General features: G+C 51.6%; 32 protein-coding genes, 1 tRNA gene and 1 pseudogene. 30 read left to right on the forward strand and 4 right to left on the reverse strand.

Translation table 11 applies throughout. The annotated features are described in order from the left end of the window. Positions 1-300: 300 nt before the first annotated feature. Positions 301-792 (reverse strand): inorganic diphosphatase, encoded by a 492-nt coding sequence (locus tag B0W44_RS13620; RefSeq protein ID WP_077720501.1) that lies wholly within the window; start codon positions 790-792, stop codon positions 301-303. Between the two features lie 109 nt (positions 793-901). Between B0W44_RS13620 and B0W44_RS13625 the strand changes: the two genes are divergently transcribed. The 8 genes from B0W44_RS13625 to B0W44_RS13660 all read left to right on the forward strand — a co-directional run bounded on the left by B0W44_RS13625 (position 902) and on the right by B0W44_RS13660 (position 6,919). After that, complete coding sequence (locus B0W44_RS13625) at positions 902-1,231, forward strand: rhodanese-like domain-containing protein (protein WP_077720502.1); 330 nt, start codon at positions 902-904, stop codon at positions 1,229-1,231. Beyond that, on the forward strand, positions 1,228-2,028 hold the full coding sequence (locus B0W44_RS13630; RefSeq protein WP_077720503.1) for a DUF92 domain-containing protein: 801 nt from the start codon (positions 1,228-1,230) through the stop codon (positions 2,026-2,028). Before B0W44_RS13625 ends, B0W44_RS13630 begins: the two co-directional genes overlap by 4 nt. 146 nt (positions 2,029-2,174) lie before the next feature. Next, positions 2,175-2,750 (forward strand): CPBP family intramembrane glutamic endopeptidase, encoded by a 576-nt coding sequence (locus B0W44_RS13635; protein ID WP_077720504.1) that lies wholly within the window; start codon positions 2,175-2,177, stop codon positions 2,748-2,750. A 72-nt stretch (positions 2,751-2,822) separates the two neighbouring features. Then, positions 2,823-3,254 (forward strand): hypothetical protein, encoded by a 432-nt coding sequence (locus B0W44_RS13640; protein ID WP_077720505.1) that lies wholly within the window; start codon positions 2,823-2,825, stop codon positions 3,252-3,254. Positions 3,255-3,300: 46 nt separating this feature from the next. After that, complete coding sequence (locus B0W44_RS13645) at positions 3,301-3,687, forward strand: hypothetical protein (RefSeq protein WP_149027024.1); 387 nt, start codon at positions 3,301-3,303, stop codon at positions 3,685-3,687. Between the two features lie 119 nt (positions 3,688-3,806). Next, positions 3,807-4,403 carry a genetic competence negative regulator gene (locus tag B0W44_RS13650; protein WP_077720507.1) on the forward strand — a complete coding sequence of 199 codons (597 nt, stop codon included), beginning with the start codon at positions 3,807-3,809 and terminating at the stop codon, positions 4,401-4,403. A gap of 170 nt (positions 4,404-4,573) precedes the next feature. Continuing rightward, positions 4,574-5,857 carry a Glu/Leu/Phe/Val family dehydrogenase gene (locus B0W44_RS13655; protein WP_077720508.1) on the forward strand — a complete coding sequence of 428 codons (1,284 nt, stop codon included), beginning with the start codon at positions 4,574-4,576 and terminating at the stop codon, positions 5,855-5,857. A gap of 69 nt (positions 5,858-5,926) precedes the next feature. Continuing rightward, complete coding sequence (locus B0W44_RS13660) at positions 5,927-6,919, forward strand: YpdA family putative bacillithiol disulfide reductase (RefSeq protein ID WP_077720509.1); 993 nt, start codon at positions 5,927-5,929, stop codon at positions 6,917-6,919. Between the two features lie 12 nt (positions 6,920-6,931). Here B0W44_RS13660 and B0W44_RS13665 read toward each other — a convergent pair. Next, positions 6,932-7,902 (reverse strand): annotated as a pseudogene (locus B0W44_RS13665) (asparaginase). A gap of 86 nt (positions 7,903-7,988) precedes the next feature. Between B0W44_RS13665 and prsW the strand changes: the two are divergent. Further along, positions 7,989-8,663 carry a glutamic-type intramembrane protease PrsW gene (gene prsW, locus B0W44_RS13670; protein ID WP_077720510.1) on the forward strand — a complete coding sequence of 225 codons (675 nt, stop codon included), beginning with the start codon at positions 7,989-7,991 and terminating at the stop codon, positions 8,661-8,663. Between the two features lie 132 nt (positions 8,664-8,795). On the opposite strand, the gene B0W44_RS18225 is transcribed toward prsW, so the two are convergent. Continuing rightward, positions 8,796-8,957, reverse strand: a complete 162-nt coding sequence (locus B0W44_RS18225) for a hypothetical protein (RefSeq protein WP_169835583.1) — start codon at positions 8,955-8,957, stop codon at positions 8,796-8,798. Positions 8,958-9,080: 123 nt separating this feature from the next. Here B0W44_RS18225 and ypeB point away from each other — a divergent pair, with 123 nt between their 5' ends. The 9 genes from ypeB to B0W44_RS13715 all read left to right on the forward strand — a co-directional run bounded on the left by ypeB (position 9,081) and on the right by B0W44_RS13715 (position 17,648). Next, the gene (gene ypeB, locus B0W44_RS13675) at positions 9,081-10,430 is read left to right on the forward strand and encodes a germination protein YpeB (protein ID WP_077720511.1); all 1,350 of its coding nucleotides are present in this window, start codon (positions 9,081-9,083) and stop codon (positions 10,428-10,430) included. A 258-nt stretch (positions 10,431-10,688) separates the two neighbouring features. Then, on the forward strand, positions 10,689-11,369 hold the full coding sequence (cmk, locus tag B0W44_RS13680; protein WP_077720512.1) for a (d)CMP kinase: 681 nt from the start codon (positions 10,689-10,691) through the stop codon (positions 11,367-11,369). Between the two features lie 159 nt (positions 11,370-11,528). Continuing rightward, positions 11,529-12,680, forward strand: coding sequence for a 30S ribosomal protein S1 (rpsA, locus tag B0W44_RS13685; protein WP_077720513.1), 1,152 nt, complete (start codon positions 11,529-11,531; stop codon positions 12,678-12,680). Between the two features lie 144 nt (positions 12,681-12,824). Then, positions 12,825-13,448, forward strand: a complete 624-nt coding sequence (locus B0W44_RS13690) for a YphA family membrane protein (RefSeq protein ID WP_418304102.1) — start codon at positions 12,825-12,827, stop codon at positions 13,446-13,448. After that, positions 13,441-14,310, forward strand: coding sequence for a YIEGIA family protein (locus tag B0W44_RS13695; RefSeq protein ID WP_077720515.1), 870 nt, complete (start codon positions 13,441-13,443; stop codon positions 14,308-14,310). Before B0W44_RS13690 ends, B0W44_RS13695 begins: the two co-directional genes overlap by 8 nt. A 16-nt stretch (positions 14,311-14,326) precedes the next feature. After that, positions 14,327-14,521 (forward strand): capping complex subunit for YIEGIA, encoded by a 195-nt coding sequence (locus tag B0W44_RS13700; RefSeq protein ID WP_077720516.1) that lies wholly within the window; start codon positions 14,327-14,329, stop codon positions 14,519-14,521. Between the two features lie 73 nt (positions 14,522-14,594). Further along, the gene (gene der, locus B0W44_RS13705; protein WP_077720517.1) at positions 14,595-15,920 is read left to right on the forward strand and encodes a ribosome biogenesis GTPase Der; all 1,326 of its coding nucleotides are present in this window, start codon (positions 14,595-14,597) and stop codon (positions 15,918-15,920) included. Positions 15,921-15,937: 17 nt separating this feature from the next. After that, the gene (gene plsY, locus B0W44_RS13710) at positions 15,938-16,537 is read left to right on the forward strand and encodes a glycerol-3-phosphate 1-O-acyltransferase PlsY (RefSeq protein ID WP_228441681.1); all 600 of its coding nucleotides are present in this window, start codon (positions 15,938-15,940) and stop codon (positions 16,535-16,537) included. A 58-nt stretch (positions 16,538-16,595) separates the two neighbouring features. Then, positions 16,596-17,648, forward strand: a complete 1,053-nt coding sequence (locus B0W44_RS13715) for an NAD(P)H-dependent glycerol-3-phosphate dehydrogenase (protein ID WP_169835686.1) — start codon at positions 16,596-16,598, stop codon at positions 17,646-17,648. 169 nt (positions 17,649-17,817) lie between these two features. Here B0W44_RS13715 and B0W44_RS13720 read toward each other — a convergent pair whose 3' ends face one another. Then, positions 17,818-18,201, reverse strand: a complete 384-nt coding sequence (locus B0W44_RS13720; RefSeq protein ID WP_169835584.1) for a hypothetical protein — start codon at positions 18,199-18,201, stop codon at positions 17,818-17,820. 269 nt (positions 18,202-18,470) lie between these two features. Between B0W44_RS13720 and B0W44_RS17850 the strand changes: the two genes are divergently transcribed. The 12 genes from B0W44_RS17850 (at position 18,471) to hepT (ending at position 26,491) form a co-directional block, all read left to right on the forward strand. After that, positions 18,471-18,632, forward strand: coding sequence for a DUF2768 family protein (locus tag B0W44_RS17850; protein ID WP_169835585.1), 162 nt, complete (start codon positions 18,471-18,473; stop codon positions 18,630-18,632). A gap of 37 nt (positions 18,633-18,669) precedes the next feature. Continuing rightward, positions 18,670-19,275 (forward strand): nucleotidyltransferase family protein, encoded by a 606-nt coding sequence (locus B0W44_RS13725; RefSeq protein WP_077720520.1) that lies wholly within the window; start codon positions 18,670-18,672, stop codon positions 19,273-19,275. Positions 19,276-19,291: 16 nt separating this feature from the next. Continuing rightward, a complete protein-coding gene (locus tag B0W44_RS13730) occupies positions 19,292-20,020 on the forward strand; it encodes a hypothetical protein (protein ID WP_077720521.1) in 729 nt (242 codons plus the stop codon). Positions 20,021-20,191: 171 nt separating this feature from the next. Next, complete coding sequence (spoIVA, locus tag B0W44_RS13735) at positions 20,192-21,670, forward strand: stage IV sporulation protein A (RefSeq protein ID WP_077720522.1); 1,479 nt, start codon at positions 20,192-20,194, stop codon at positions 21,668-21,670. A 175-nt stretch (positions 21,671-21,845) separates the two neighbouring features. Beyond that, a complete protein-coding gene (locus B0W44_RS13740) occupies positions 21,846-22,118 on the forward strand; it encodes an HU family DNA-binding protein (RefSeq protein ID WP_077720523.1) in 273 nt (90 codons plus the stop codon). A gap of 116 nt (positions 22,119-22,234) precedes the next feature. Beyond that, positions 22,235-22,798 (forward strand): GTP cyclohydrolase I FolE, encoded by a 564-nt coding sequence (gene folE, locus B0W44_RS13745; RefSeq protein WP_228441170.1) that lies wholly within the window; start codon positions 22,235-22,237, stop codon positions 22,796-22,798. 132 nt (positions 22,799-22,930) lie between these two features. Then, a tRNA-Pro gene (locus tag B0W44_RS13750) sits at positions 22,931-23,007 on the forward strand. 120 nt (positions 23,008-23,127) lie between these two features. After that, positions 23,128-23,349 (forward strand): trp RNA-binding attenuation protein MtrB, encoded by a 222-nt coding sequence (mtrB, locus tag B0W44_RS13755; RefSeq protein ID WP_077720525.1) that lies wholly within the window; start codon positions 23,128-23,130, stop codon positions 23,347-23,349. 57 nt (positions 23,350-23,406) lie between these two features. Continuing rightward, complete coding sequence (locus B0W44_RS13760) at positions 23,407-23,880, forward strand: hypothetical protein (RefSeq protein ID WP_077720526.1); 474 nt, start codon at positions 23,407-23,409, stop codon at positions 23,878-23,880. Between the two features lie 91 nt (positions 23,881-23,971). Beyond that, positions 23,972-24,757 carry a heptaprenyl diphosphate synthase component 1 gene (locus tag B0W44_RS13765; protein ID WP_077720527.1) on the forward strand — a complete coding sequence of 262 codons (786 nt, stop codon included), beginning with the start codon at positions 23,972-23,974 and terminating at the stop codon, positions 24,755-24,757. Position 24,758: 1 nt separating this feature from the next. Beyond that, positions 24,759-25,514, forward strand: coding sequence for a demethylmenaquinone methyltransferase (locus B0W44_RS13770; RefSeq protein WP_077720528.1), 756 nt, complete (start codon positions 24,759-24,761; stop codon positions 25,512-25,514). 44 nt (positions 25,515-25,558) lie between these two features. Then, complete coding sequence (hepT, locus tag B0W44_RS13775) at positions 25,559-26,491, forward strand: heptaprenyl diphosphate synthase component II (RefSeq protein ID WP_237087466.1); 933 nt, start codon at positions 25,559-25,561, stop codon at positions 26,489-26,491. The last annotated feature ends 33 nt before the right edge of the window (positions 26,492-26,524 follow it).

A 26,524-nucleotide genomic window follows, 5' to 3' on the forward strand; every position in this document is an offset into this window, starting at 1 on the left:
GTGAGGGGCGGAGATCCGCGGTACCACCCTCATTTTACCGCTAGCTCGCACTAACGGTCTCTGACGGTTACGCAACCGAAGGATAACGGGACAACCGATTCAACCTACTGACCGAAAGCGGGCGTTCAATTGAATAGCTCGGGAGTGCTCCACATGACAGGCAACACCGGTTCACACCACGCACCGGCTCTCTGAGCTTGCTCCGTCACGTTTAGTTCCGTCATAGCCGATCAACGACTTTAATTTTAAGTAGAACTGTAACACGAACGATTGCGTCGTGTCAACCGGAAATTTTCGCTTTTATCCGTTGAAGCGATCGACACATTCTCGGTACAGGTTTCGAGCGAACGCAGCATCTTCCCAACGGTCGATGCGAGTGACTTTGTTTTCCAGATCTTTGTACACTTTGAAAAAGTGTTCAATCTCTTTTAGCGTGTGGCGAGGAATGTCTTCCAAGCTATGTACGTCATCCCAACGGGGATCGTCTACCGGTACCCCCAACAGTTTTTCGTCTTGGCCTTTGTCGTCGGACATGAGCAACACGCCGATGACGCGGGATGAAATGATACATCCCGGAAACGTTGGAAATGTCGTCAACACGAGAATGTCGAGGGGGTCGCCGTCAAGGGCGAGCGTCTTTTTCAGATGACCGTAATCGGCCGGGTAGTGCATCGGAGAATACAGCACGCGGTCCAACCGGTAAGCACCTGCTTTTTCATCGTATTCGTATTTGTTTTGGCTTCCGCGCGGTATTTCTATAAAGGCGTCGACAACCAGATTATCGTTAGCCATATGATCACCTCTGAGCTGAGTTTTAAGGAACAGCTTACATTATAGCAATTCGCCCTGCACTTGCAAACATATGGTACAATATAGGCAGGAAAGGGTGTGGTGACGACCCATGCAGCGCATTGAACCGGTGGAGTTTGCCCGAAAATACCGTAACGGAGAACTTCGCGATGTGCTTCTGCTCGACGTGAGAGAGACGGAAGAGTGGGAGACTTACCGTCTTGACGAAGCTCTCAACATACCGTTAGAAACGTTGCCCGACAACGTGTCCCGGCTCGAACCCGAACGCCTGACGTACGTATTTTGTGCCCACGGTGTTCGCAGTCAGTATGCGTGTGAATTTTTGCAACGATCCGGTTTTGAACGCGTCGTGAACGTAAACGGAGGCCTCGCTGCGGTTATCCACTACTTGGAAGGCAGTGACAGAGACACACTGTCATGATGCACTTGTTAATCGGGATCATCAGCAGTGCAGCGGTCGCGATTACTGCGTACCGAAAACACGCTTTGTCCGCAGGCGGCAGTGTCGCAGCCGTTGTTGTCGGCACGGTGCTTGTGACGACGGCGCATCCGTTTTGGTTTGCTTTGATGCTCGTTTTTTTCGTTACATCCAGTGCGTGGTCCCGTTATAAACGAAAGCTGAAACGTCAAGTGGCGCAACAGTTTGCCAAAGGGGAACGGCGCGATGCTCTGCAAGTGATGGCCAACGGAGGAGCGGCCGTTCTATTTGCGTGTATGTATATCCAGTGGAACGATCCTGTATGGGTATGGGCTTTTACGGGGTCTCTGGCATCCGTTACAGCTGACACGTGGGCAACGGAGATCGGCGTGCTCAGCTCTGCCCGCCCTCGCTCTGTGCTGAACGGCCGGAAAGTGGACACAGGGGAATCGGGCGGTGTCACCTTGGCCGGGACGCTGGCGGCAGCGGCAGGTGCGGCGCTAATCGCAGTGTGCGGGTATGTCTTGTCCCCCCTTGACGACGTGGCGATGCCACCAAGGTGGCATTATATTTTTGCGGGAACGGCGGCAGGCTTGATCGGTGCGTTCGTCGACAGTCTGTTGGGAGCGACCGTTCAACGCCAGTGCGTCTGTCACGTTTGCCAAAAGACAGTCGAAAGCTTAAGCCACTGCGGCCGTAAGGCGTCGCCAGTGAGAGGCGTGAGCTGGATGACGAATGACGCGGTGAACGCCATTGCCTCCTTCTCCGGGGGAGTGGCTTGTATTTTCTTGATGGGATAGTCCCCGTATCGCTTAGCAGTGACGGCAACTCGCCCAGCGAACAGATTGGCCGGTTTTTCGATATTCCATTGGCAGTTAGGTTTGCGAATGAACGGCAGACTTCCATGACGCCTTTGCAGGACCATTAAAGTGGAGCGTGACTCAACATGAATCGCGTCGACGTTGAACAGCTCAGCCATCGGGTGCTCGTGTGGAATTTGTACGTGACACAGCTAATCGTGCTTGGAGTCGCCTGTGCCCTTTTGTGGTGGCAAGGCAGGTTGACGGTCCAATTGTGGAACGTGGAGTCTTGGACTGTCCTCCTCGTAGGTGCAGGTACCGGGCTGTTAATTGTGTGTGCTGATCTGTTGTTGTCCAGGCGGTTTCCCCTCCACATGACAGATAAAAGCGGCATCAATGAAAAGTTGTTTCGCCATCAACCTGTATGGCACATTTTGATCATGACACTGTTCATTGCCTCGGCTGAAGAGTTGTTGTTCCGCGGGGCCATACAACCGTACCTCGGTGTCGTCGGGACCAGTCTTTTGTTTACCCTGATTCATTTTCGCTACTTGAAACAGTGGGCGATGGTTGCCAGCGTATTTTTGGTCAGCCTTGTTTTGGGCAGCCTCGTGCTCGTGACGCACTCGATCGCGGCTTCTACCGTCGCCCACTTTACAGTGGACTTCACGTTAGGTGTCTGCATTCGGTACGGGCTGATCGACGCGTTCATCCAGCGCTGAATGACCAGGCATGTCTGATGCTGTTTGGACTATACATGTAGTAACAAAGCGAGTTTTTGGAGGCACGTCCGGATGTATGCGCTGTACACCCTCGTTTTTCCTTTTGCAGCCTTGATACTAGCCCTCTTGGCTTCCTATTTTTTCCCGTTTCCACTGCCTGAATTTTTAACTCCCAAAGACAAGCGCCTCTTTTTCATGTATCAGTTTGTCGACTATTTGCTTTCCCTGTTTTTGTTGTTCTTCTGTATCCTCTTGTTGCGCCGCACTGTGAAGCGCTCCCTCTCGTTCCTGTTGCAGTTACCCGTTCCCCTTACAAAGTGGGTGCGGTGGCGACACCTCGTTCCAATCGTCTTATCCAGTGCTGTCGTCGTGTATTTACTGCAGGCGATGCTTGTTCACACCTTGATCGGTGTCGGAGTGACGATTTGGTTTGAATGGTTTTCCTGGAAGCGTGTGAGACTATGGCACGATACGTCCGTACAGAAAAAAAGATCCAAGGTGTGATAAACGGGATGGGACGAGCATAGTCATGCACAGGGGGTGACGGATGGTGAACAAGCGGTTTGTTGTGCTGTGTTGCGGTTTTATCTTGTTATGTGGCGGAATTGTACTGGCACCTCAAGTGCAAAGCGGATTTCCTCCCACTGCAGTTGCCAGTGAAACCGACTTAGAGAAAGTAGTGGAGGTAGTGGGTTCATATGCGGACCGGCAGCGGGACGACGATCCGTTGATCGAAGTGGAACCTGGCATTTGGGCCAAACAGAGTAACGTAAAAGGTGTAGAGATTGACGGTGTCACCTATTACTACAATTTGTCCCCGCACATGAGTTACGATCCGGTTTCACGGAATGCCGTGAGAAAAAGAGATATCACCATCGTTTATGAAGATGGCGACAATGAGGCGCCAATGGTGATTTACAAATTAAGGAATCCGTAAAATTTGTCATGAATTGCGGGTGCAAAAATGAAACAAGTTGTGTATAGTAAAGGTAGTAACATACAAAAATGACATCACATACGCTAAATATATGCTTACGACGTAAGGGAGGGTAAACCATGCGCGTGGAACGTTTGGGGCGGGACAAGATCAGGGTATTTTTGACGTTTGATGACTTAGTCGAACGCGGCATCGAAAAAGAGGACATGTGGCGGGACATACCGAGAGTGCACGAATTATTTAACGACATGATGGAACAAGCGTACGAAGAACTCGGTTTTGAAGTGTCCGGTCCTGTGGCAGTAGAGGTTTTTGCCCTTCCAGCTCAAGGCATGGTGGTCGTTGTGACACGCGGACGGCCAAAAGATCATGAATGGATGGACGACCAGGACGAGGAGCTTTACGAGTTGGAAGTGACATTGGAGGAGAGCGATCAGGTCGTCTTTCAATTCGACGACTTGGAAGCCATCGTGCAAGCCGCGCATCGCACGCTTCCGATGACGGAATCTGGCATGGGGCGTGTTTACATGTATGAAGGGCGCTACTATCTCGCCCTGGACAACGAATGCGGCACAAGTGCGTTTGACGACTTTATCGCGGTCCTCAGTGAATACGGCCAGACGACGACAACGACTGAAGCGGTATTGATCGAATACGGAACAACCGTGTTTGCCGAGGACGGATTGGTGAATCTGGTCCGGTATTTCCCAGCTTAAACGCGTCAATAAGCACCCTCGAGAGAAGTCCTCTCCGGGGGTGTTTTGATTTTACCACTTATTGACATTTCGCTGAAGCTTTTTGGATTAGCCCTTCCCATAACGGCGTTTCCGGTGTATACTAGGACATGAAGCACTGACAACTGGGTAGAGGTGAACATTTTAGGGAAATGGATAAAGACGTAACCGCTTCCGACGGGGAAGTACAAAAAGAAGACAGCTTGGATGTATTGCAATCGACTCAAACGGTGATCAAGGAGGCGCTGGATAAACTCGGCTATCCAGAAGAAGTGTATGAACTGCTGAAAGAACCGGTCCGCATGTTGACGGTGCGCATACCGGTCCGCATGGACGACGGTAAAGTCAAAGTGTTTACAGGGTATCGTGCCCAGCACAACGATGCAGTCGGACCGACAAAAGGAGGCGTTCGCTTTCATCCTGACGTGACCATGGATGAAGTGAAGGCTTTATCAATTTGGATGAGTTTAAAGGCGGGCATCGTCGACCTTCCCTATGGAGGAGGAAAAGGGGGAATCGTATGCGAGCCCCGGAAGATGTCGTTCCGCGAACTTGAAGCTTTAAGCCGCGGGTACGTTCGCGCCATCAGCCAAGTCGTCGGACCAAACAAAGACATCCCTGCACCGGACGTGTTTACGAATTCGCAAATTATGGCGTGGATGTTGGATGAGTACAGCCGCATTCGCGAATTCGACTCACCTGGATTTATTACCGGGAAACCCCTCGTATTAGGTGGTTCCCACGGCCGCGAATCGGCGACGGCGAAAGGGGTCACCATCGTCATTGAAGAGGCGGCCAAGCGGAAGGGGATCAAACTTGAAGGCGCCCGGGTCATCATTCAAGGGTTTGGCAATGCGGGCAGCTACTTGGCGAAATTCATGCACGACGCCGGTGCCAAAATTGTGGCCATTTCAGATGTTTACGGCGCGCTGTACGATAAAGACGGGCTCGACATTGACTATTTACTCGACCGGCGCGATTCCTTCGGGACGGTTACGAACTTGTTCAAGGACAGGCTGACGAACAAGGAAATGTTAGAACTCGATTGCGATATATTAGTCCCAGCCGCTATCCAAAATCAGATTACGTCAGAAAATGCACACAATATTAAAGCTGAAATTGTTGTAGAAGCGGCTAACGGACCGACAACGTTGGAAGCGACGAAAATTCTGACCGAAAGGGGCATTTTGCTCGTCCCCGACGTTTTGGCAAGTGTCGGCGGCGTGACAGTGTCGTATTTTGAATGGGTTCAAAACAACCAGGGCTATTACTGGTCTGAACAAGAAGTGCAAGAAAAACTTCGGGAAGTCATTGTAAAAGCGTTCAACAACGTATATAATACAGCACATAGTCGCAAAGTTGACATGCGGCTCGCCGCGTACATGGTCGGGGTCCGCAAAATGGCGGAAGCGGCCCGTTTTCGCGGATGGGTATAACTCGAAAAACACCCTATTGTCGTTCGATAATAGGGTGTTTTTACAAATGGTAGATGGAGTGAAATGACGATGGAACAGACGAGAGACTTTATCGTGATTGGAGCGGGGCCATGCGGTCTGTCTTCCGCCGTTGAATTAAAGAAACGCGGATTTAATCCACTCGTCATCGATAAAGGGTGTGTTGTCAACTCTATATTCCACTTCCCGACGTTTATGACGTTTTTCAGCACGCCGGAGTTGTTGGAAATCGGCGGGCTTCCGTTTACGACACAAGGTGAAAAGCCGACCCGTCTCGAAGCGCTGAAGTACTACCGAGCCGTAGTGAGCCATTACGGTCTCGACGTTCATCAATACGAAACCGTCACCGATATCGAGCGGCATCCAGACGGGTTCACGGTACACACTGTGAAACGGGATCAGCGACAAGCTTCCTATACCGCCGGTCGCATCGTAGTGGCGACGGGCTACTACGACAACCCGAACATGCTCGGCATCCCCGGTGAAAACTTGCCAAACGTCCACCACTACTATAAAGAAGCCCACCCGTACTTCGGGCAAAAAGCGGTCGTAATCGGCGGAAAAAACTCTGCCGTCGATGCCGCGTTAGAATTGCAGACAGCCGGTGTGGACGTGACGATGGTGTACCGCCGATCGGCGTTCACCAAGAGTGTGAAAGCCTGGGTCAAACCGGTCATTGAAAGCGCCATTGAAAAGGGGCGCATTCGCATGTACTGGAATGCCAACGTGACGGAAATTACCCCAGATGCCGTAGTGGTGGACCAGAACGGAAAGCAGTTTCAACTCCCGTGTGATGTCGTGTTTGCCCTCACCGGTTACACACCGGACACGACGATGTTGGAGAAACTAGGTGTCCACATTGATACCGAAACGGGTGTGCCGGAACACAACCCCGACACGATGGAGACCAAAGTGCCGGGTGTTTTCATTGCCGGTGTGCTGGCAGCCGGTTTCGACGCCAATTCTATCTTTATCGAAAACGGCCGGTTCCACGGCCAGGCGATTGCAGAAAACGCGGCGTCGAAAAGGGAGCACGCGTCTTAATCCCAAACGGCATCAGTCGAACAGTTTTCGCAGTTCACCGATGTTCTGCGTCTTGGACAGGGCGAGCATTAATTTAATGCGCGCCTTTTGCGCGCTTAAGCCGTCTGTAAAGAGGACCCCCCATTCTTTTAACTGCTGGCCTCCCCCCTCGTATCCATAAACATCCTGCACCACCCCGCTGAGACAGCGGGAAACGATGACAACCGGCACTTCGAGCTTTAAGGCGCGTTTCACACCTGACGTCATCTGCGGTGGAATGTTGCCTTGCCCGAGGGCTTCCAGTACAATTCCGTCCACTCCCGCGTCTAGGGCGGCGTGCACAAACAAATCATCTGTCCCAGAAGCCGCTTTGACGATTGCGACATTCGCTGTCAGGTGGTCGATGGGCCCTATCGTTTCGTGTCCCTGGGGCAAGTGGGTGAAGACGACGTCCTGTTGAGTCAAAAAGCCAATCGGCCCGGTGTGCGGCGAGCGGAAAGCGGCGAGGTTGCTCGTGTGAGTCTTCGTCACCCAGCGCGCTGCGTGAATTTCTCCGTTGAACACGACCACAACCCCTTCCCGGTTGCTTGCGGCGAAGCGGCCACTCTGACGGCGCTCGTCAAGTTGAACGGTCCGTCCGCGCCCATTTGGTCGGAACTGCGCATCGCCCCTGTCAAAACGACAGGTTTTGTCGGATGCAAGACGAGGTCCAGAAAATAAGCCGTTTCCTCCATTGTGTCCGTTCCGTGCGTAACCACTATTCCGCTGATGTCCGATCGATTCAAGTACGTGTGAACCCGCTGACTCAACTTCAACATGACATCCGGGGTGATGTGAGGACTGGGCAGATTGGAAAAGGCGTCCATTTCCACGTCAGCGTATTGGCTTAAATATGGAATGGATTTTGTCAACACGTCTGGATCTTTCGGTTTTACTCCGCCCGACTGTCTGTCTTCGCTCATGGCAATCGTTCCCCCGGTCGTGATGACGGCGACTTTTGTCACGCTACGTCCCTCCATTCAATTGACGGTTTTTTTGTTTCCAGCTACATGGTAGGATATATATGGGTTGAACGCAAAGGAGAAGGCATATGTTGGCGCTTATCGCATCGGGACTGGCTCCGGGTTTGGCACTTCTCAGCTACTTCTATTTAAGGGATTCCTACCGTCCGGAACCGTTGAGACACGTCTTCAAAATGTTTGTCGTCGGGGCGATGTTAGTTTTTCCCACCATGGCCTTGCAACACGCGGTTCGGGAAGGAATCGGGAATATTTTCATCTTTGATTCATACATCACGATTGCGTTGACAGAAGAGGCCCTCAAGTTGTTTTTTTTGTATCATCTGGCTTTTAAATACCCGGGGTTTAAAGAACCGTACGACGGCATTGTCTACGCCGTTTCTGTCGGTCTCGGCTTTGCCTCAGCCGAAAATATTTTGTACTTGATCATCAACGGCATTGAACTGGCTTGGCTAAGGGCTGTTATTCCGGTGTCCGGGCACGCCCTGTTTGGCGTGTTCATGGGTTTTTACCTGAGTAAATTCCGCTTCGGAAAGGGAAACAAACGGAGAAAGTCTCTGTTTTTAACCGTCGCCATTCCAGTCGCTGCCCACGGCAGCCTCGATTTTATCCTGTTGTATACGGATTTGTTGTGGATGTGGTTCACCATCCCGTTTATGCTGCTGTTGTGGGTGGCAGGACTGAACCGCGTGAAAGTCGCCCACGAACGCTCACCGTACGCTCCAACCAATACACTGTCACACTAAAGGGACATAAAATGTCCCCACATTGGCGATAATGGGTAGGAGGGGAAAGACAGGGAAGAAAGGAAGTTCAGTTTGGGCAAGGAACGCTTTAGGGTGACGATCCACTGCAACCACTGTGGGGAGCAATTTACGTTAAAGGGCCGCAAGAAGAACGGACGGGTCGTAACGGGTTTTCGCCGTTGCTTGTGTGACAATGAAGACGACTTTACCATTGAGGAAGAAAAAATCGTCCTTTAGTGCGAAAAGAGTCGGAAGAAATTCCGGCTCTTTTTCTCGCTTTGCATAATCGGCCATCAATCCACTCAAACTAGACGGTAGATGACCCTAACGGGTGCTGTATCCAGCAGTCGTGTCGTGTTGGGCATTTACCGGCATGATGGTTTGTTGACATATTGTCTGAAAGAAGGAGTGAGTGGGATGTACAAACGCATTGCTGCCATCACACTGCCTTTTGCCCTTGTGGCCCTTGTGGCCGCCGGTGTGTGGGGTTACCAGGAGAATCAGGAAAAAAACGCGATTTTAATTAAAGCGGAAAACCAGTACCAACGCGCTTTTCACGATTTGAACTTCCACATGGACCAGTTGCAGGACGAACTGGGCAAGGCGTTGGCTATCAATTCGAGGAAACAACTGGCGCCGTGTTTGACAAACGTGTGGCGCCTCGCGTATTCGGCCCAAAACGATGTGGGGCAGCTCCCGCTTTCGCTCATGCCGTTTAACAAAACGGAGAGCTTTTTGGCCGATATCGGGTCGTTTTCCTATCACGTCGCGGTGCGCGATCTGAACGAGGAACCTTTGACGGAAAAAGAGTACGACACTTTAAAAACGCTGTACGAGCGATCCAACAAATTGCAACGAGAACTTCAAACGGTTCAGAAGAAAGTGATCCACGATAACTTGCGTTGGATGGACGTGGAAACGGCCCTCGCATCGGAAGACAAACAGACGGACAATACGATCGTAGACGGGTTGCGGTCCGTTGACAAAAAGGCGGAAGAGTATTCGGAAGTCGACTGGGGGCCGGGTGTCAACGACACAGTGGCACGGAGAAAAGAACATGTGCAGAGCATTGAAGGGGAGCCGATTTCGGCCCAAAAGGCCAAGCAGGTCGTGTCCGACTTCCTCGGCATGAAAAGTTCGAAGGGCATTGACGTCACGAAAAGCCAGGACAAAGATTTCCCCGTTTACAACGTACGAGTCGACCGGCCCGGTGACAATCGACAATTGAACGCCGATGTCACGGTAAAAGGCGGACACGTCGTATGGATGCTGGACAACCGAGAGGCGAAAGAACGAAAACTGTCCCTGAAAGAGGGGCAAGAACGAGCCGAAGCCTTTTTAAAACGCCGCGGTTACGAATCCTTGCAGACCATCGGATATGACGATTACGGCAATGAGGCGTCGTACACTTTAGTTTACCAACAAGATGGTGTCACGGTCTATCCTGATCTCCTGTCGGTAAAAGTCGCCCTCGACGACGGAGACGTCACCGCCTTTGAAGCCTCCCAGTACGTCGCGAATCACAAAAAGCGGAAACTGGAAAAGCCAAAGTTGACGGAAAAAGAGGCTTTAACACACGTCAATCCAAACGTGAAGGTCGAAGAGACTGGGCTTTCACTCATTGCACTCGAAAACGGGGATGAGGTATTGTGCTACGAAGTGCTGGGGACGTTAGGACAGTCGCAGTACCGGATCTTTATTAACGCCCAATCGGGTGATGAAGAGAAAGTGGAAAAACTGAAGAACGTCAACTTAGACAGTATTTAAAGTGCAACGTAAGGGATCCAAAGGAGGAAGTGGGCCTTTGGGTCTTTTCTTTTTTCGTCACCGGCTGCGTTAACATTGCAACAGCGCCTTCTTTGTGGTAGGATTAAACGAGCGAGATAAACTGAATGACCAACCGCCTAAAGTTGTCGTTCCTTGACCGAAGCGTTGCACTTTGGAATTGAATAACGTTTTCACGTTATCCGAGAGCAGGCGGTGCCTGCTTTTATTGTTTTAAAGACACATGAGGGGAAGGGCTCGATGCAAAAATTTAACATTGCAATCGACGGCCCGGCTGGGGCCGGCAAGAGCACTGTAGCGCGATTGACGGCAAAACGCTTAAATTTTCAGTACATAGATACAGGGGCCATGTACCGTGCCGTCACGTGGGAAGTGTTAAGGCGGCAAATTCCGATGGACGATGAACAGCGCATCGCCGAAATCGCCGCAGAGATGGACTTTTCACTGGAAACGACGGCTTCGGGGACAAAAATTTACGTCAATGGCCGAGACGTGACAGAAGAGATTCGTTCCGAGGCCGTCACCTCCCACGTATCGGCGGTTGCCCAATTGCCTTCCGTTCGCGATGTGCTCGTAGCGAAACAACAAAAGATGGCTGCCGCCGGAGGTGTCGTAATGGACGGGCGTGATATCGGAACAAAAGTGCTGCCCGAGGCAGAAGTGAAGGTACTGTTGACCGCATCCATCGAAGAACGGGCAAAGCGTCGATTGCACGAGATGAGAGCGAAGGGGATCCAAACGGATTTGGAGCGACTAAAACGCGAAATTGCTGCACGGGATAAGATCGACAGTGAGCGCTCGGTCTCTCCCTTGCGCAAGGCAAAAGATGCGGTCACGGTCGACACGACGGGCATGACAATCGAACAAGTTGTAGAAAACATCTTGGATTTGTCGCGAACGAAAGTAGGCCCTCTGGAGTAAATATATGTTGTATTCTCATATCAGCAGGGTAAAATAAAGATGTATGTCTGCGTGTTTAATGAAAAAGGATACTCTTTCCTTTTTCATTAATCCCGGCACTGCCGGTATAGATGTGTTTTGGCCGGTTAAAACCGGCCGTCAATTGAGGAGGTTGTCTGAATGGTAGAGGAAATGAACGCTGAAGTGAATGAAGTGAAACATTTTCAGCGGGGTGACGTCGTCAAAGGCAAAGTGACAAAAGTGGAGGATAAACAAGCTTACGTCGACGTAGGCTACAAGACAGACGGAATTGTCCCAATTTCCGAATTGTCCAGCCTTCACGTTGAAACGGTGTCCGACGTGCTGAAAGAAGGAGATGAGATAGAGCTTAAAGTTATCCGCATAAACGACGACGAAGACGAACTGGTGCTGTCAAAGCGGGCAGTAGACGCTGAACGCGCCTGGGCCGAACTAAAGGAAAAAATGGACCGCGACGACATCGTGGAAGCGGAAGTGGCCGAAGTCGTCAAAGGTGGCCTCGTCGTCGATTTGGGTGTGCGCGGTTTTATTCCCGCTTCCCTCGTTGAGCGCTATTATGTTGAAGATTTTTCTGACTATAAAGGCCGTACGCTGCGGATGAAGATCATCGAGTTGGATGAACAGAAAAACAAATTGATTTTATCGCAAAAAGCTGTGCTGGATGAAGAAGCAGAGGCTGAAAAACGAAAAACACTGGAAAGCCTGGAAGTCGGACAGGAGTTGGAAGGGACCGTCCAGCGGTTGACGGACTTCGGTGCGTTTGTCGATATCGGTGGAGTTGACGGGCTTGTCCACATTTCCGAACTCGCTTGGCACCGGGTGGAAAAGCCGTCGGATGTCGTCAATGAAGGTGACCGCGTGAAGGTGAAAGTGTTAAAGATTGACCGGGAACAAGAGCGCATCAGCCTCAGCATTAAAGAAACGCAGCCAGGGCCGTGGGATCAGGTTTCAGACGAAATTTCTGTCGGGGACGTCATCACGGGCACTGTTAAACGACTCGTCTCGTTTGGGGCATTTGTGGAAGTGTATCCCGGTGTCGAGGGTCTTGTCCACATCTCTCAAATTTCTCATCGGCACATCGGGACCCCGCATGAAGTTTTAAAAGAAGGCGAAGACGTCCGGGTCAAAGTGTTAGATATGAATCCGCAAGAACAACGAATCAGCTTAAGTATGAAAGAAGTTGAACCGGAACAGACACAACGCGATAGGCAAGTGGCAGAAAGCGACGATGATCCCGGCATGAACGTAACCCTGGGAGACGTTGTCGGCGACGAGTTGCGCAAGTTGAAGTAGAGGTACTTCAAACACCGGTGATCGCGATGGGGTCACCGGATTATTTTTTATCGTCTCTCTGCTCCCACAATTCATGCTACCCTCTCTTTTTGCCCATACTAAGACCACCGTACACTGTTGATAAAAGGTGGGGACGCGTGGGTGATGCATCCGGGCCTCTTATCTGTCACGCTTTACTTTATCGCGATGACGTTGTTGTCTACGGGCTGGTGGAGCTCATTGCTCAAAAAAAACGACATCCAGCGCAGGGCGCTCATCGTGTTTCTCACGACGTGTTTTTTCAGCGGGTGGATCGCGATCCCTGTCGCAGAGACGATGAATGTGGGCGGGGCGTGGGGACTTGCACTCGGTACAGCCGTTTACGGTTGGAGAAAAACCGAGCTAGAGCAGCGCCCCATGTTGTTTGCGGCTTCAGTTTTGATGGCCGCAGTTTGCTATTTCATTCGTGAAGTCGCCGTCATCGACCCAGCTCTGTTGTTTCTTCCGGCAGATTGGCTTCAGGCCGGTGCACTGTTTTTACTGGCCAGCTCGTCCCTTAAAGGGTTTTGGGGGCGTGTCGTCTTAGTTACCGGCGGCGTCACGTCTGGCTATACACTGAGTTTGCTGTGCCACGCCCATGAACTTGCCGTGCTGTCATTTGGGGATCTCGCGTTGTACGATCTGCTCTCAGTGTGTCTCTTCGGCTTGACGCTCATGGAGAGCATTTCCCCGGTATCCGTCGGAGGAAGGTGGCGCCTGCTCAAGAAAGCGGGTGAGACGAATGGATAGTCACATTTGGGCCGTCAGTTTCGGACTGTTTTTCGGGCTGAGCTCCCGCCTGATGATGTTAATTACCGATTATCGCCAATATCCAACCCACCCTCACGGCAAAGTGATCCACATTGCCCTCGGTGCCATTGCTGCCGGTTTGGGGGCAGTGGCGGTACCGGCTCTATTGGAACCCGATTTTTCGGCGATCACGTTTCTAGGTGTCGCAGCCCAGCAGTTCCGGGATGTGCGCAACATGGAGCGGGAAACGCTGTCCAAATTAGATCAGTTTGAGATGGTGCCGCGCGGGACGACCTACATAGAAGGGATCGCATTGTCGTTCGAGGGAAGAAACTACCTCGTCATTTTTGTCGCTTTCATGACATCCCTGGCGACCATCATTGTGTCAGAGCCCGTCGGCGTCGTGACCGGCATTTTGTTCGTCCTCGTATCGTGGCGATTGAGGACGGGGCAGTACATTCGCGACATAGCGGTCGTCAGAGAAGGGCGGTTGCACTTTGATGACGACCACCTGCTGTACGTCGACGACATCGTCATCATGAACGTTGGGTTAAAGAATAGCCGCGAGGCTATTTTGAAGTACGGCATCGGGCTTATGATCGAGCCGAAGAGCCGTGAATCTGTCATCACCTTGTCGAACGTCGGACAGAGGCAGGCCATTCTCCACGATGTGTCGAGCGTCCTCGGGATTTTTAGCGACACGGGAATTCCGTCCTTAACCCCCTTGGCCAAACGGGATCTTGAAACAGGTCGCATCGGCGTGTTTCTCATCCCGCAAATTCGCGATCTCGACCTTGCGCGCCAAGTGGCGGAGCGCGTTCCCGTCTTGGAGAACGCCGTCCGGCTGCCAAAGGAATTTTAGTTGGGGAGTGTGAAAGGTGGGCACGACAATCGAAAAATCAGTCTTGGCCGTCCTGACCGTTAACCGGGAAGACGTCGAGGGAGGCGCTCCCATTTTTGTCGTAAAAGACGAGGACGAATTACAGAGGTATGCGGTGCTGTTGGAAAACATTTTAGACGGAATGGTGCATACCTTGAAACCGGGTCTGGCGATTATTGTCCGCCACGGGTAACGTGACGTATTGCCAGTTGGCGCAAATCCCGATATGATTAAGACGGCAGTCGGTTGAAAGAGAGGAACGTGTGATGAGCTTTCCAGTCGTTGCAATAGTCGGACGAGCTAATGTGGGAAAATCGACGCTCTTTAACCGGATTGTCGGAGAGAGAGTCGCCGTTGTAGAAGACCAACCGGGAGTGACGCGAGACCGCATTTACGGTCAAGGCGAGTGGAATGGCAGGCGTTTCCACATCATTGACACTGGTGGTTTGGAGTTGGATGCCCGCGAATCCATCCCCATCTCTGTGCGCGAGCAGGCCGAGCTGGCGATCGACGAAGCGGACGTCATTCTGTTTGTCGTCGACATTGAAACAGGCGTCACACCCGATGATGTCGAAATCGCCAGTATGTTGCGGAAAACGAAGAAACCGGTCATCGTCTGTGTGAACAAGATGGATCATCCAAAGCGGCGGGATGACTTGTACGAGTTTTACTGCTTGGGATTCAGTGACATCTTCGGCATTTCCAGCATCCACGGTATCGGAACCGGAGATTTGCTGGATGCAATCGTTAAACATGTTGGCGAAGAAGAAGAGGAGCCGTACGGGGAAGACGTCGTCTGCATCTCGGTCATTGGCCGCCCTAACGTAGGAAAATCGTCTCTCGTGAACGCGATTTTGGGCGAGGAGCGCGTCATTGTCAGCGATGTGGCTGGGACGACGCGTGACGCCATTGACACGGAGTTTGAATCCGACGGAGAGCGGTACGCGATTATTGACACGGCCGGTATGCGCAAACGCGGAAAAGTTTACGAAAAAACTGAAAAATACAGTGTGCTCCGGGCACTGAGGGCGATCGAGCGTTCTGACGTCTCGCTCGTCGTGCTGGATGGAAAACAAGGCATTATAGAACAAGACAAAAAAATTGCCGGCTATGCGAAAGAGGCGGGCGTCGGGACGATTATCGTCGTCAATAAATGGGATGTTGTGGAAAAGGACGATAAAACGGCGCATCGCTTCACAGAACAGATCCGCAGTCATTTCTCTTTTGTGGATTACGCCCCGATATTATTCGTCTCAGCGAAGACGAGGCGGCGTATCGGAACGATTCTTCCGACTGTCAATCGGGTCGCGGACAACTACGCGATGCGCGTGCCGACTTCTGTCTTGAACGACGTGTTGCGGGATGCTGTGGCCATTAACCCGCCGCCGTCGCACAAGGGGCGGAAGCTGAGAATTAACTACATAACGCAGGTCAGTGTCAAACCGCCGACTTTCGTTTTGTTCGTGAACGACCGCAAGTTGATGCACTTCAGTTACGAGAGGTACATCGAAAACCAACTGCGTGAATCCTTTGGGTTTGTGGGGAGTCCGATCAGGCTCGTGATCCGGAATAAAGCCGACGAGAAAGGGTAATGAGGAGAGGTGTTGTGATGGTTTTGGTCGCTTTAATTGGCGCTTATTTGCTCGGCTCGATCAGTTCCAGCTACTTAGTGGCGAAAAAGTGGGCCGGAATTGATATCAGGCAACATGGGAGCGGAAATGCAGGTGCGACCAATACGTTGCGGGTGGTCGGTAAATGGGCAGCACTTCTCGTGTTTGTGCTTGACATTGCCAAAGCGATGATTGCAGTCGGCCTGGGGTACGCATTGACACAGGACGAGACCGTGATGTTCGCTTGCGGATTCGCCGCCATCGTCGGGCACAACTGGCCGGTCTTTTTTCAATTCCGCGGTGGGAAAGGGGTGGCCGCGACGATCGGAGTAGCGGCGATGATGGTGTTTTTTCCCGCGTTGATCGTCGGTGTGATCGCTGTCCTTTCCATCGTTGTCACACGGTACGTGTCCCTCGGTTCCATCATTTTCGCCGTCGGCTTGCCTTTTTCTGTCTGGCTGGCAAACGAACCTCCTTCCTTCGTATGGATTAGTGCAGGCATCGCGTTGCTGACTGTTTTTCGCCACAGAAGTAATATTCAACGCCTTATTCAAGGAACGGAAAACCGAATCGGACAGCGTCCGACAGGGGGGAAGTGACAAACAGGTTGCCGGGTGACCGTCACCCTTGACGGACGTTCGTCTCGTCGTCGTCAACATGACAATAGAAGCGGGGAGTGTTGAAGTGGAGCGCAAAGTTGCTGTATTAGGATCTGGCAGTTGGGGTACAGCGCTGGCTACAGTGCTGGCGCACAACGGATACAACGTGTCCTTGTGGTCGAGGAACCGTGAAAAGGTGTGGGAGATGGCTGAGACACGCCGAAATCAGCAGTACTTACCGGATGTTGAGCTGGAAGAGGCCATCTCCCCGACTGCGCAAATGGAGCATGCCCTTCAAGGGGCTGAAACCGTCCTCTTTGCCGTTCCTTCACACGCGATGCGAAAAGTTGCAACACAAGCAGCCTGTGCCATACATACTCATCAACTCGTCGTGCATGCTGCCAAAGGATTTGAACCGGAAACATTGAAACGAATGTCCCAAGTGTTGAGCGAAACGTTGTCCACACATACTGAAGGGCAAATCGTCGCGCTGTCTGGCCCGAGTCACGCTGAAGAGGTCGTGCGCCGGCAACCTACAACGGTCGTCGTGTCGTCAATGGATGCGCGTTTGGGCGATAAGGCGCAAGACATGTTGATCAATTCGTATTTCCGCGTTTACACAAATCCCGATTTAATCGGTGTCGAAATCGGTGGTGCGTTGAAAAACATCATCGCGCTGGGCGCAGGAATGTCCGATGGCCTCGGCTTTGGTGATAACGCCAAAGCTGCCCTGCTGACGCGAGGATTGGCGGAAATCGGGCGTCTAGGTGTCGCCATGGGCGCCAAGCCGACGACGTTTGCCGGTTTGGCCGGAGTCGGGGACCTCGTGGTTACGTGTACGAGTCAACACAGTCGAAACTGGCGCGCCGGGTACTTGTTGGGGCAAGGTTACCCCCTCGAAAACGTACTCGATGAGATGGGGATGGTCGTGGAGGGCGTGAAAACGACGAAAGCCGCTTATGACTTGTCGAAGCGCTACGGCGTGGACATGCCCATCACCCGGGAACTTTACCGTGTGTTGTTTAACGGTAAACAACCGCAACAGGCGGTCGAAGACCTGATGGGCAGGGGCAAAACACACGAAATGGAAGACGTCGTACGCTATCTGTAGGATTGGGCTAGTTAGCGTGTCGCGGTTGCTTCGCGTCGTTCATACGATGTAGTACAGCTTACCGATTGTCCGCGATTGTTTCACTTCAGTGCAAGGCGGGATGCAGTTCTTCTAATCACACTCACTGAGAGAGAAAGTCGCGGCAACGGTAAGTGAAAAGAGGGATGCGTCATGACGACGTCATCCCTTTTTTTGTGGAAGAACCGCTGTTGAGCGCATCTCCTTGGAAAATCTGTTTTAAAATGTTTTGTACGAAGGGCGATTGCATCAAGGTCATCAACTGTCCGACGTCCACATTGTCAAGCAATCCCGAAAGCTGATCGTCACTTTGTCGCCGTTCTGACTTCTTGTCCCTCCTTTTCGGCGCCCTGTTGTCAGGAGGCAGCAGCCTCAAGGGAGGACGCCCCTTGCCGGACGACTGGTTGTTGAACAAACTTTGCGCTATTTCAACCATTTGGTACGCAGAGTCCATGGCACTGTCGAGCTTTTCTAACGAGACGCGTAAGTCCTTTACTGTCATGCGTATCGTGTAGAACGAGTTTAAGATGCTCATAATATTGATGGAACTGAGTGACCGCAAGATTGACTCAGGGGTGGCTTGAGCTGTGGATGGACGTCGAGTGCTGTGCTTCCGTTGGTGTGATCTCGTTTTTGTCTTGTACTGTCTGTAAGGAACAGGGGTGGCCGGCTTCTTTGCATACACTTTTTTACGGTTAATCTGATTCACACACGTCCCCCTCCTCATGGTATAGACGCTCTTCTAGCATGTTATGCCTTAGGTTTGCATCCTGTGTTATAATGTCTCCTGGGAGTGTGATGGACGTGTTAGATTCGATGATTGCCATCGGACTGCTTGTTTTGGCAAATTTCATACTGATGCTGGCACGCAAGAGAAAACGCGGGTTCTTGCGCTTTACCCTGTCATTTCTGGCGTTCTCTATGTTGTTTCCGGCATTTTTATTCGCACTTCGCGCGTTGACGTAGGAAATAACGACTGGCGGAAAGTGGGCTCGGAACGACGATGGGAAATCATTTGACGGAAGTGTACAGGCCGTTAGTCTCTTTGTGTGAAAGGCTGAATCAACTGGACATTCCTTGGCTGGTGGGAGGAAGCACGAGCTGCCTGTTGCAGAAAGTGGGACTGGACCGCAAGCCAAACGATTTGGACGTTTACACGGATTGCCGGTACCTCGATCAAATCGAGCCTTTTTTGCTCGATTGGTGCATCGAGCCAGTCCAGTACAGCCAGACGGAGCGATACGAAAGTTATTTGGGGCGTTACCGCATACATTTGACAGAGACGGAGCTCGTCGCCAACCTCACCGTCCGTACGGCGAACGGGCGGTATGACGTAGAAGTGGGGGCACTGCTCAGGCGATACGCTCCAACGGTCGAGATCGGGACGGAGCGCATCCCCCTCATGCCTTTAGAACACGAACTTATTTTTAATTTGCTGCGCGGCCGCGAAGACCGCTACGTCCCCATTGCGGAAACGGTGAGGCAAAGGGGAGTTGACGAACTGTTGTGGCAGCAACTGCAGGAACGCAATGCCTTAAGCCTCGATTTTTGGAAGCGGGCGTCGGCGTTAATCGGCCTCTCGCGTCGAACGGGTGAACGACTAGGTTAAGAAGGGGGGATCGGTGATGGGTAAGCCGTTCTCAATCTGTACAGTGACGATGTTATGTGTGTGGCTCCTCTCCGGATGTCTCTATCCTCAAGACAGGTTGAGCGGAGGAATGGAAGCATTGCCGAGGCACGTTAACGAAGTGCAACAGGCAGTGGACCGCTATCAAAAAGAGCACAGGGTCCTCCCGATTAAGACTGAAGAAGGCGATGTCCCAGTTTATCAAAAGTATCCCGTCGACTTCGGGAGACTGGTTCCGGCGTACATCGGCGATGCGCCTCCGAGCTCCTTTGAAAAAGGCGGGCCCTACATGTACGTCTTAATTGACGTCGAGGAAGATCCGACCGTGAAGTTGTTCGATTTGCGCGTCACGGACCGTCTGCGCGGTATACAGCAAGAAATAAATGTGTACACCGTGGAGAACGACCGTTATCCGCGGGGGATGGAAATCGAACCCGGCGTGTTTGAGCTAAATGCTGAACTGCTGGAACAGGCTGACGTGACTGTTCAAAGTCCGTACCACCCTGAGACGGAACTCCCCCTCGTCATGAGCTCTGACGGAACAGTGTACGTCGATTACCGGTCGGATTTAATCCGCATGATCGAAACGATGGATTCACCCCCTCCCCCTGAAACGGACATTCGTTATCTGTTGACGGAAGACTCTCTGTTCGCGCCGGCCCATTCCCTCCCTTACGTGTATGAAGACGGGAACGTCATGTTTAAACCTACAGCAGAAAACCCATAACGGTATTGAAGACGGGAACGGTCGGACTGTGAGAAGATTTTTCTCGCGAAACGTCATAACCGCTTAATCCCCTCATATATTTATAGTGTCCAAATGGTCTCGTACGAATAGGCTTACATCATGCACCTCAAGGAGTACTGTACGGCGTTTCATTATCGAGGAGGGGATTACGTGGAAAAAGTCGATATCTTTAAAGATATTGCCGAACGAACAGGAGGCGATATTTACCTGGGAGTTGTCGGGGCAGTTCGCACCGGAAAATCCACTTTTATTAAGCGGTTTATGGAAATGTTGGTGCTGCCGAACATTGAAGAAGAGGCGAGCCGCGTTCGGGCACAAGATGAATTGCCCCAAAGCGGTGCCGGAAAGACGATTACGACGATCGAACCGAAATTCGTACCGAATGAAGCTGTCAACATCCATGTGGCAGAAGGGTTGAATATGAATGTACGCATGGTCGACTGCGTCGGATACCCCATCGAAGGGGCCAAAGGGTACGAAGACGAAAACGGGCCGCGCATGATCAATACCCCTTGGTACGATGAGCCCGTTCCGTTTCAAGAGGCGGCCGAAGTCGGCACGCGCAAAGTGATCCAAGAACACTCCACGCTAGGTGTTGTCGTCACGACAGACGGCTCGATCGCTGAAATTCCACGCTCGGCTTACGTAGAAATGGAAGAACGGGTCATTGCCGAGATGAAGGAAGTCGGAAAGCCCTTCGTCCTAGTCGTCAATTCGGCAAGGCCTTACAGTGCAGAAGTGCAAGAGCTCAGAGGCGAGCTAGCGGAGAAGTACGACATTCCTGTGTTGGCGTTAAGTGCGGCGACGATGGATGAGCACGACATATTGGGCGTGTTGAAGGAAGTGTTGTTCGAATTCCCGGTTCACGAAGTGAATGTCAACCTCCCCAGTTGGGTGATGGTGTTGGATGAGGACCATTGGTTGCGAAATCACTTTGAAGACTCCGTCCGGGATACCGTAAAAGACATTCGGCGCTTGCGGGACGTGAACCGCGTCGTAGAAAATTTCGATACTTACGATTTTATTGAACGGGCCGCCTTGGCAGACATGAACATGGGGCTTGGAGTCGCCGAAATTGATTTGTACGCCCCTGACGAACTGTACGACCAGATTTTGACTGAAATCGTCGGTGTCGAAATACAGGGGAAAGACCACTTGTTGCAACTTATGCAAGATTTCAGCAAGGCGAAGAAAGAGTACGACAAAGTCGGCGAAGCCCTAAGGATGGTTAAAACGACTGGATACGGCGTTGCTGCCCCGACGCTGGAAGAGATGACGCTGGACGAACCGGAACTGATACGTCAAGGTTCCCGTTTTGGCGTACGCCTCAAAGCGACGGCGCCGTCCATCCACATGATCAAAGTCGACGTTCACTCAGAATTTGCCCCCATTATCGGAAGTGAACGCCAGAGCGAGGAGCTCGTTAACTTCTTAATGCGGGATTTTGAATCAGATCCGCTCAAAATATGGGAATCGGACATATTCGGCCGGTCATTGAACTCGATCGTGCGGGAAGGTATCCAGGCCAAACTGTCCATGATGCCGGAAAACGCCCGTTACAAGTTACAAGAAACGTTAGAGAGAATCATAAACGAAGGGTCCGGCGGCCTTATCGCCATCATTTTGTAAAAAACTGTCAGATTTTGACTCGTAGAGCACTCGAAAGGGAGTGCTTATTTGCTTTTTTCGACAAAAAAAGTGAAAAAGACTTGAATTCCTCAAACGGTCTATATTATGATTAGCGTGTCCGATAGCTAAGCGCGACGCAAATGCGCAACAAAGCCTTATGGATGGAGGTGACTTCATGAACAAGTCAGAGCTGACTGCAAAAGTGGCTGAAGCGTGTAACTTGACGAAAAAGGACGCTTCAGAAGCCGTCGATGCGGTTTTCGACGCGATTACGGAAGCACTGAAAGCTGGAGAAAAAGTTCAGCTCATCGGCTTTGGCAACTTCGAGGTCCGCGAACGTGCCGCTCGCAAAGGTCGCAATCCGCAAACCGGGGAAGAGATCGACATCGCTGCGAGCAAGGTGCCGGCTTTTAAACCAGGGAAAGCCCTGAAGGAGCTCGTTCAGTAAAAAGTGAATACATAAATACGGACAATAGACGGAGCCGCCTGTCGGCTCCTTTATTTTGTTTACCGACGCCTTGTGGTATGATGGTGCTTGGGAGATTTTGTGGAGGTGAACGTTCGTTGGCAGTGGATCACGAAAAGATAGAAGCAGCCGTGCGCATGATACTGGACGCAATAGGAGAAGACCCCGATCGGGAAGGGTTAGTGGATACACCAAAACGCGTAGCTAGGATGTACGAGGAACTGTTTACAGGGATGAACGAAGATCCGGGTGAACATTTTTCCGTCATGTTTAACGAAGAACACGAGGAACTGGTACTCGTGAAAGATATACCGTTTTTCTCCATGTGTGAGCATCACCTCGTCCCGTTTTTCGGTCAAGCCCACGTCGCTTACATCCCACGGGATGGCCGCGTAACCGGGCTGAGTAAACTGGCGAGGGCTGTCGAGGCGGTTTCGCGGCGCCCGCAGTTGCAGGAGCGGATTACGTCAACGGTCGCGGACACGATTATGAAAAAGCTGAATCCGTACGGCGTTGTCGTCGTTTTGGAAGCAGAGCACATGTGCATGACGATGCGCGGAGTGAAAAAACCGGGGGCCAAAACTGTCACGTCTGCCGTTCGCGGCATTTTTAACAAAGATGCGGCGGCCCGGGCTGAAGTGTTTAGCCTGATAAACAGCTGATCTATTTTCACGGAAATAAGATTTTTCGCCTTATTTTTCATGGCCGACGGTATTTGTCGAAAAATTGCGAGACCGTCTGAGCATATTGACTTTCCCCATGATGTGCGTTACAGTAAACTATGGTCACGCCGTCGGGCTATGGCGCAGCTTGGTAGCGCGCTTGCATGGGGCGCAAGAGGTCGTCGGTTCAAATCCGGCTAGCCCGACCATGGAAACCCCTGTTTCACGAAGAAACAGGGGTTTCGCTTTGACGTTGAAAACATTGACAAATAGAGCGGTCGCGATATAGTAAGCAGTAGAGGCAACTGTCTATGTAACGGGGGATGAACATGAACCCATACCATTCTGGTGATTTTATCATTATTCGGGCGCAGGAAGACGGAGTAAACGTCATCGGGTTGACCCGAGGAAAAGACACGCGCTTTCACCACTCGGAAAAACTGGACAAGGGCGAAGTGATGATCGCCCAGTTTACCGAGCACACGTCTGCGATTAAAGTTCGGGGGAAGGCGTTGATCAAAACGGCCCACGGTGAAGTGCAATCTGATTAGTCGCGATGGTTATGACGCGCCCTTTGTCCCAATACAATAGGACAAAGGGGGTTATCTATGTTTCGGTCGCTTGCCAATTCTTTCGTGTTTGCCGTTCTCATTGCCGTGGTTCTATCTTTTTTGCCAAACGTCCAGCTGTTACACGACGGAGACGTGACTGTGTTTCAACCAGACAACCCGACAGCCCTCACAGAAGAATCACTGGTCGATTTACTGTCGCTGAACAAGTTAGAAAAGTTCGACTATCGCCATGTCGAGTGGATTGCAGCTCAGTCTACTCTGGAAGTTGAATTTGTGACGAATGGGCACCCGGAGAAAGGATACGTCGGGGACGAGTGGTACCGCTTTGCCTCAAATGTGTTTCAGTCGACGACAAATGTGGAAAATCTGATTTGTCATTTGTACGATAGCCAAGGAAACCTGTTAGCAGAACTGGAAGTGGACGACCGGCTGTCAGAGAGGGAGAAATCCCAAGGTACAAGAGCCGAAGACTATTTAGAGGAGCACTTTCATTTTCGCTTTCAAAACTAAAGTCATTTGAGGAAAAGCGTGCTGGGTGTGACAGGTTTGTGTTATACTGTACAAGGAATTATTCATCCTCTCAAACGTTGGAGGCACCTTCATGGCATTTATAAGTAAAACGTACCAGCAGGAATTCCAAACAATACTTCGCACCGTCCAAGACGAGACAAGCGATCCATTAGTGGTGAACGTTATCGGAAAGCTGCCCATCCCACGCCTGGCGTTAGCCTTGCAATATTTATACTTTAAAGAGCAGTACACCCCGTTTGACGCCATACGGGATTACTGTATCAGCACTGTTCTCATACAAATGGGGTTAAACGTTCACAATGAAGTGCCTTCCGGCAGTGAAACGCCGTCTAGCTCCGTTCATGACAGGTATCAGCAGTTCCAAGTGTTGGCGGGTGATTTGTACAGCGGAAGATTTTATCAGATCTTGGCGTATCGTGGAGACACGCGCATCATACGGTTTTTGTCAGATGCCGTCAGCGTCATAAATCAGGCGAGAACAAACTTGTACGACTTGTTTCAAAACAATGAACTGACGGTTGCGCTGTACGTTCAGGAAATGGAAAAGATTGGCACAGCGCTCATAAAAGCGTGGTTTCAGTACGAAAGGAAGCACGAGGGAACGAAGTGGGAGAGCGTGGTATCCAATTTGCTGACCGCTGAGAAGCTGTTGTCCGATTCGAACGACACGGTACCTGTTCATTGGCAGCCAAGTGTGGTGTCCCAATTGAAACAGAGGGCCATGCAGTTGATTGCCCACTCCCGGTCATTAGTACAGGAATGGAGCACACTGGAGATAAAACGGGAATTGGAACACTTGATTGACGTGTCGTTTCCAGGCACTACTCAATTGGGGAAGACAGCGGAGGATTACTGACATGAACAGACAACCGGATCACGCGTCTAAAGAACAGTTCGTCCATCAAGTGTTCGAAAGTATTGCCCCGAAATACGATCGCATGAACACGCTGCTCAGTTTTCGCCGGCATAAAGCGTGGCGCCGTTTCGCGATGCAAAAAATGAACGTGCAACCAGGGGATGACGCCATTGACGTTTGCTGTGGAACGGCGGATTGGGCCATCAGTCTAGCTCAGGCGTCGGGCAGCGGACAGGTCATCGGTCTAGACTTCAGCGACCGAATGTTGGCCTTCGGGAAGACAAAAGTAGTGAATGCCGGACTCGACGATCAAGTCACACTCGTGAAAGGAAACGCGATGCAGCTCCCTTACCCTGACAATTCATTTGACCACGCGACAATCGGGTTCGGTCTGCGCAATGTCCCGGACATTAAGCACGTGATCAGTGAAATGAGACGGGTGGTGCGCCCTGGCGGACAAGTCGTCTCCCTCGAATTGTCAAAGCCGACGTGGCCCCCGTTTCGCGCAGTGTATTATGCTTATTTCCGGAAAATTCTTCCCTACCTGGGGAAGGTGTTTGCCAACCGGTATGAACAGTACCGCTGGCTGCCGGAATCGCTCGTGACCTTTCCGGATTACCGCGAGCTCGCCGAACTGTTTCGCGAATGTGGGTTGACCGGGGTGAAGGTATACCCCCTCGCCGGAGGCATTGCGGCGTTGCACATCGGGATCAAGGACCAGGAAGAAGGCAGAGAGGAAGACGGTGGTTGCGGTTGAAACTTACAGGCATTGCACACATCTGTCAGGACTTAAAAAAAGATATGCAGGTCGTGGAGCGGGAGCTGTCGGCCGCCATCGAAACGGATCACCCTGTGCTCAACGAAGCGGCGCATCATCTTTTGCGTGCCGGGGGCAAGCGCATTCGCCCGATTTTCGTCCTGCTGGCGGGAAAATTTGGCGATTACTCCATTGATCGCTTAAAATACGTCGCCGTTCCACTGGAACTGATTCACATGGCGACGCTCGTCCATGACGACGTGATTGACGACGCTGCTACGCGGCGCGGTCACCCGACGGTGAAATCGAAGTGGGACAACAAAATCGCCATGTACACCGGCGATTACATTCTCGGCCGCTCGCTCAGCATCGTCTCCCGCTTGTCTGATCCCGAGGTGCACAAACTGCTTTCAGACGCCATTGTGGAAATGGTAAAAGGAGAAATTGAGCAGATTCGCGACTTCTTCAACTGGAAACAAAATCTTCGCCGCTATTTGCGCCGCATCAAACGCAAAACAGCCTTGCTCATTGCGGTCAGCTGCCAGTTGGGCGGCATGGTGAGCGGGGCGCCAGAGCGCCACGTTCGCGCCCTCTACCACTTCGGCTACAACGCAGGAATGGCGTTTCAAATTACAGACGACATTTTGGACTTCACCGGAACGGCTAAACAGCTCGGTAAACCGGCGGGAAGCGATTTGCGGCAGGGCAATGTGACGTTGCCGGTGCTGTACGCGTTAAACCGTGAAGAAGAGACGAAAAAAAGACAGATTCACGCCTTTCTGCAGTCGGAAGGAGAAGCGGTTCCCATCGACGACATGGTCAGACTGATCCGAAACAGCGAAGGAATTCGATTTGCGCAAGCGTTGGCGGATACGTACTTAAGCAAAGCCATCCACGCGTTAAATGAGCTCCCCCTGGGCAAGTACCGGGATTCACTGAAGCAAATTGCCCACTTTATTGGAGAGCGTTCTTACTGATGAAACGTGCAGTTTGCGAGAATTTCCCGAATT

It is taken from the genome of Novibacillus thermophilus (genome assembly GCF_002005165.1).
Lineage (GTDB): Bacteria > Bacillota > Bacilli > Thermoactinomycetales > Novibacillaceae > Novibacillus > Novibacillus thermophilus.

Coding starts and splice junctions, on each gene's coding strand:
- B0W44_RS18225 (WP_169835583.1), bottom strand. CDS start 8,957: ATGGCCGATTATGCAAAGCGAGAAAAAGAGCCGGAATTTCTTCCGACT.
- B0W44_RS13650 (WP_077720507.1), top strand. CDS start 3,807: ATGCGCGTGGAACGTTTGGGGCGGGACAAGATCAGGGTATTTTTGACG.
- B0W44_RS13635 (WP_077720504.1), top strand. CDS start 2,175: ATGAATCGCGTCGACGTTGAACAGCTCAGCCATCGGGTGCTCGTGTGG.
- hepT (WP_237087466.1), top strand. CDS start 25,559: ATGCAGGTCGTGGAGCGGGAGCTGTCGGCCGCCATCGAAACGGATCAC.
- B0W44_RS13660 (WP_077720509.1), top strand. CDS start 5,927: ATGGAACAGACGAGAGACTTTATCGTGATTGGAGCGGGGCCATGCGGT.
- B0W44_RS13765 (WP_077720527.1), top strand. CDS start 23,972: ATGGCATTTATAAGTAAAACGTACCAGCAGGAATTCCAAACAATACTT.
- B0W44_RS13770 (WP_077720528.1), top strand. CDS start 24,759: ATGAACAGACAACCGGATCACGCGTCTAAAGAACAGTTCGTCCATCAA.
- B0W44_RS13640 (WP_077720505.1), top strand. CDS start 2,823: ATGTATGCGCTGTACACCCTCGTTTTTCCTTTTGCAGCCTTGATACTA.
- B0W44_RS13655 (WP_077720508.1), top strand. CDS start 4,574: ATGGATAAAGACGTAACCGCTTCCGACGGGGAAGTACAAAAAGAAGAC.
- B0W44_RS13725 (WP_077720520.1), top strand. CDS start 18,670: ATGGGAAATCATTTGACGGAAGTGTACAGGCCGTTAGTCTCTTTGTGT.
- B0W44_RS13720 (WP_169835584.1), bottom strand. CDS start 18,201: ATGAGCATCTTAAACTCGTTCTACACGATACGCATGACAGTAAAGGAC.
- B0W44_RS13730 (WP_077720521.1), top strand. CDS start 19,292: ATGGGTAAGCCGTTCTCAATCTGTACAGTGACGATGTTATGTGTGTGG.
- cmk (WP_077720512.1), top strand. CDS start 10,689: ATGCAAAAATTTAACATTGCAATCGACGGCCCGGCTGGGGCCGGCAAG.
- B0W44_RS13630 (WP_077720503.1), top strand. CDS start 1,228: ATGATGCACTTGTTAATCGGGATCATCAGCAGTGCAGCGGTCGCGATT.
- prsW (WP_077720510.1), top strand. CDS start 7,989: ATGTTGGCGCTTATCGCATCGGGACTGGCTCCGGGTTTGGCACTTCTC.
- B0W44_RS13690 (WP_418304102.1), top strand. CDS start 12,825: ATGCATCCGGGCCTCTTATCTGTCACGCTTTACTTTATCGCGATGACG.
- ypeB (WP_077720511.1), top strand. CDS start 9,081: ATGTACAAACGCATTGCTGCCATCACACTGCCTTTTGCCCTTGTGGCC.
- B0W44_RS13760 (WP_077720526.1), top strand. CDS start 23,407: ATGTTTCGGTCGCTTGCCAATTCTTTCGTGTTTGCCGTTCTCATTGCC.
- plsY (WP_228441681.1), top strand. CDS start 15,938: ATGGTTTTGGTCGCTTTAATTGGCGCTTATTTGCTCGGCTCGATCAGT.
- mtrB (WP_077720525.1), top strand. CDS start 23,128: ATGAACCCATACCATTCTGGTGATTTTATCATTATTCGGGCGCAGGAA.
- rpsA (WP_077720513.1), top strand. CDS start 11,529: ATGGTAGAGGAAATGAACGCTGAAGTGAATGAAGTGAAACATTTTCAG.
- B0W44_RS13625 (WP_077720502.1), top strand. CDS start 902: ATGCAGCGCATTGAACCGGTGGAGTTTGCCCGAAAATACCGTAACGGA.
- B0W44_RS13740 (WP_077720523.1), top strand. CDS start 21,846: ATGAACAAGTCAGAGCTGACTGCAAAAGTGGCTGAAGCGTGTAACTTG.
- B0W44_RS13695 (WP_077720515.1), top strand. CDS start 13,441: ATGGATAGTCACATTTGGGCCGTCAGTTTCGGACTGTTTTTCGGGCTG.
- B0W44_RS13715 (WP_169835686.1), top strand. CDS start 16,596: ATGACAATAGAAGCGGGGAGTGTTGAAGTGGAGCGCAAAGTTGCTGTA.
- B0W44_RS13620 (WP_077720501.1), bottom strand. CDS start 792: ATGGCTAACGATAATCTGGTTGTCGACGCCTTTATAGAAATACCGCGC.
- der (WP_077720517.1), top strand. CDS start 14,595: ATGAGCTTTCCAGTCGTTGCAATAGTCGGACGAGCTAATGTGGGAAAA.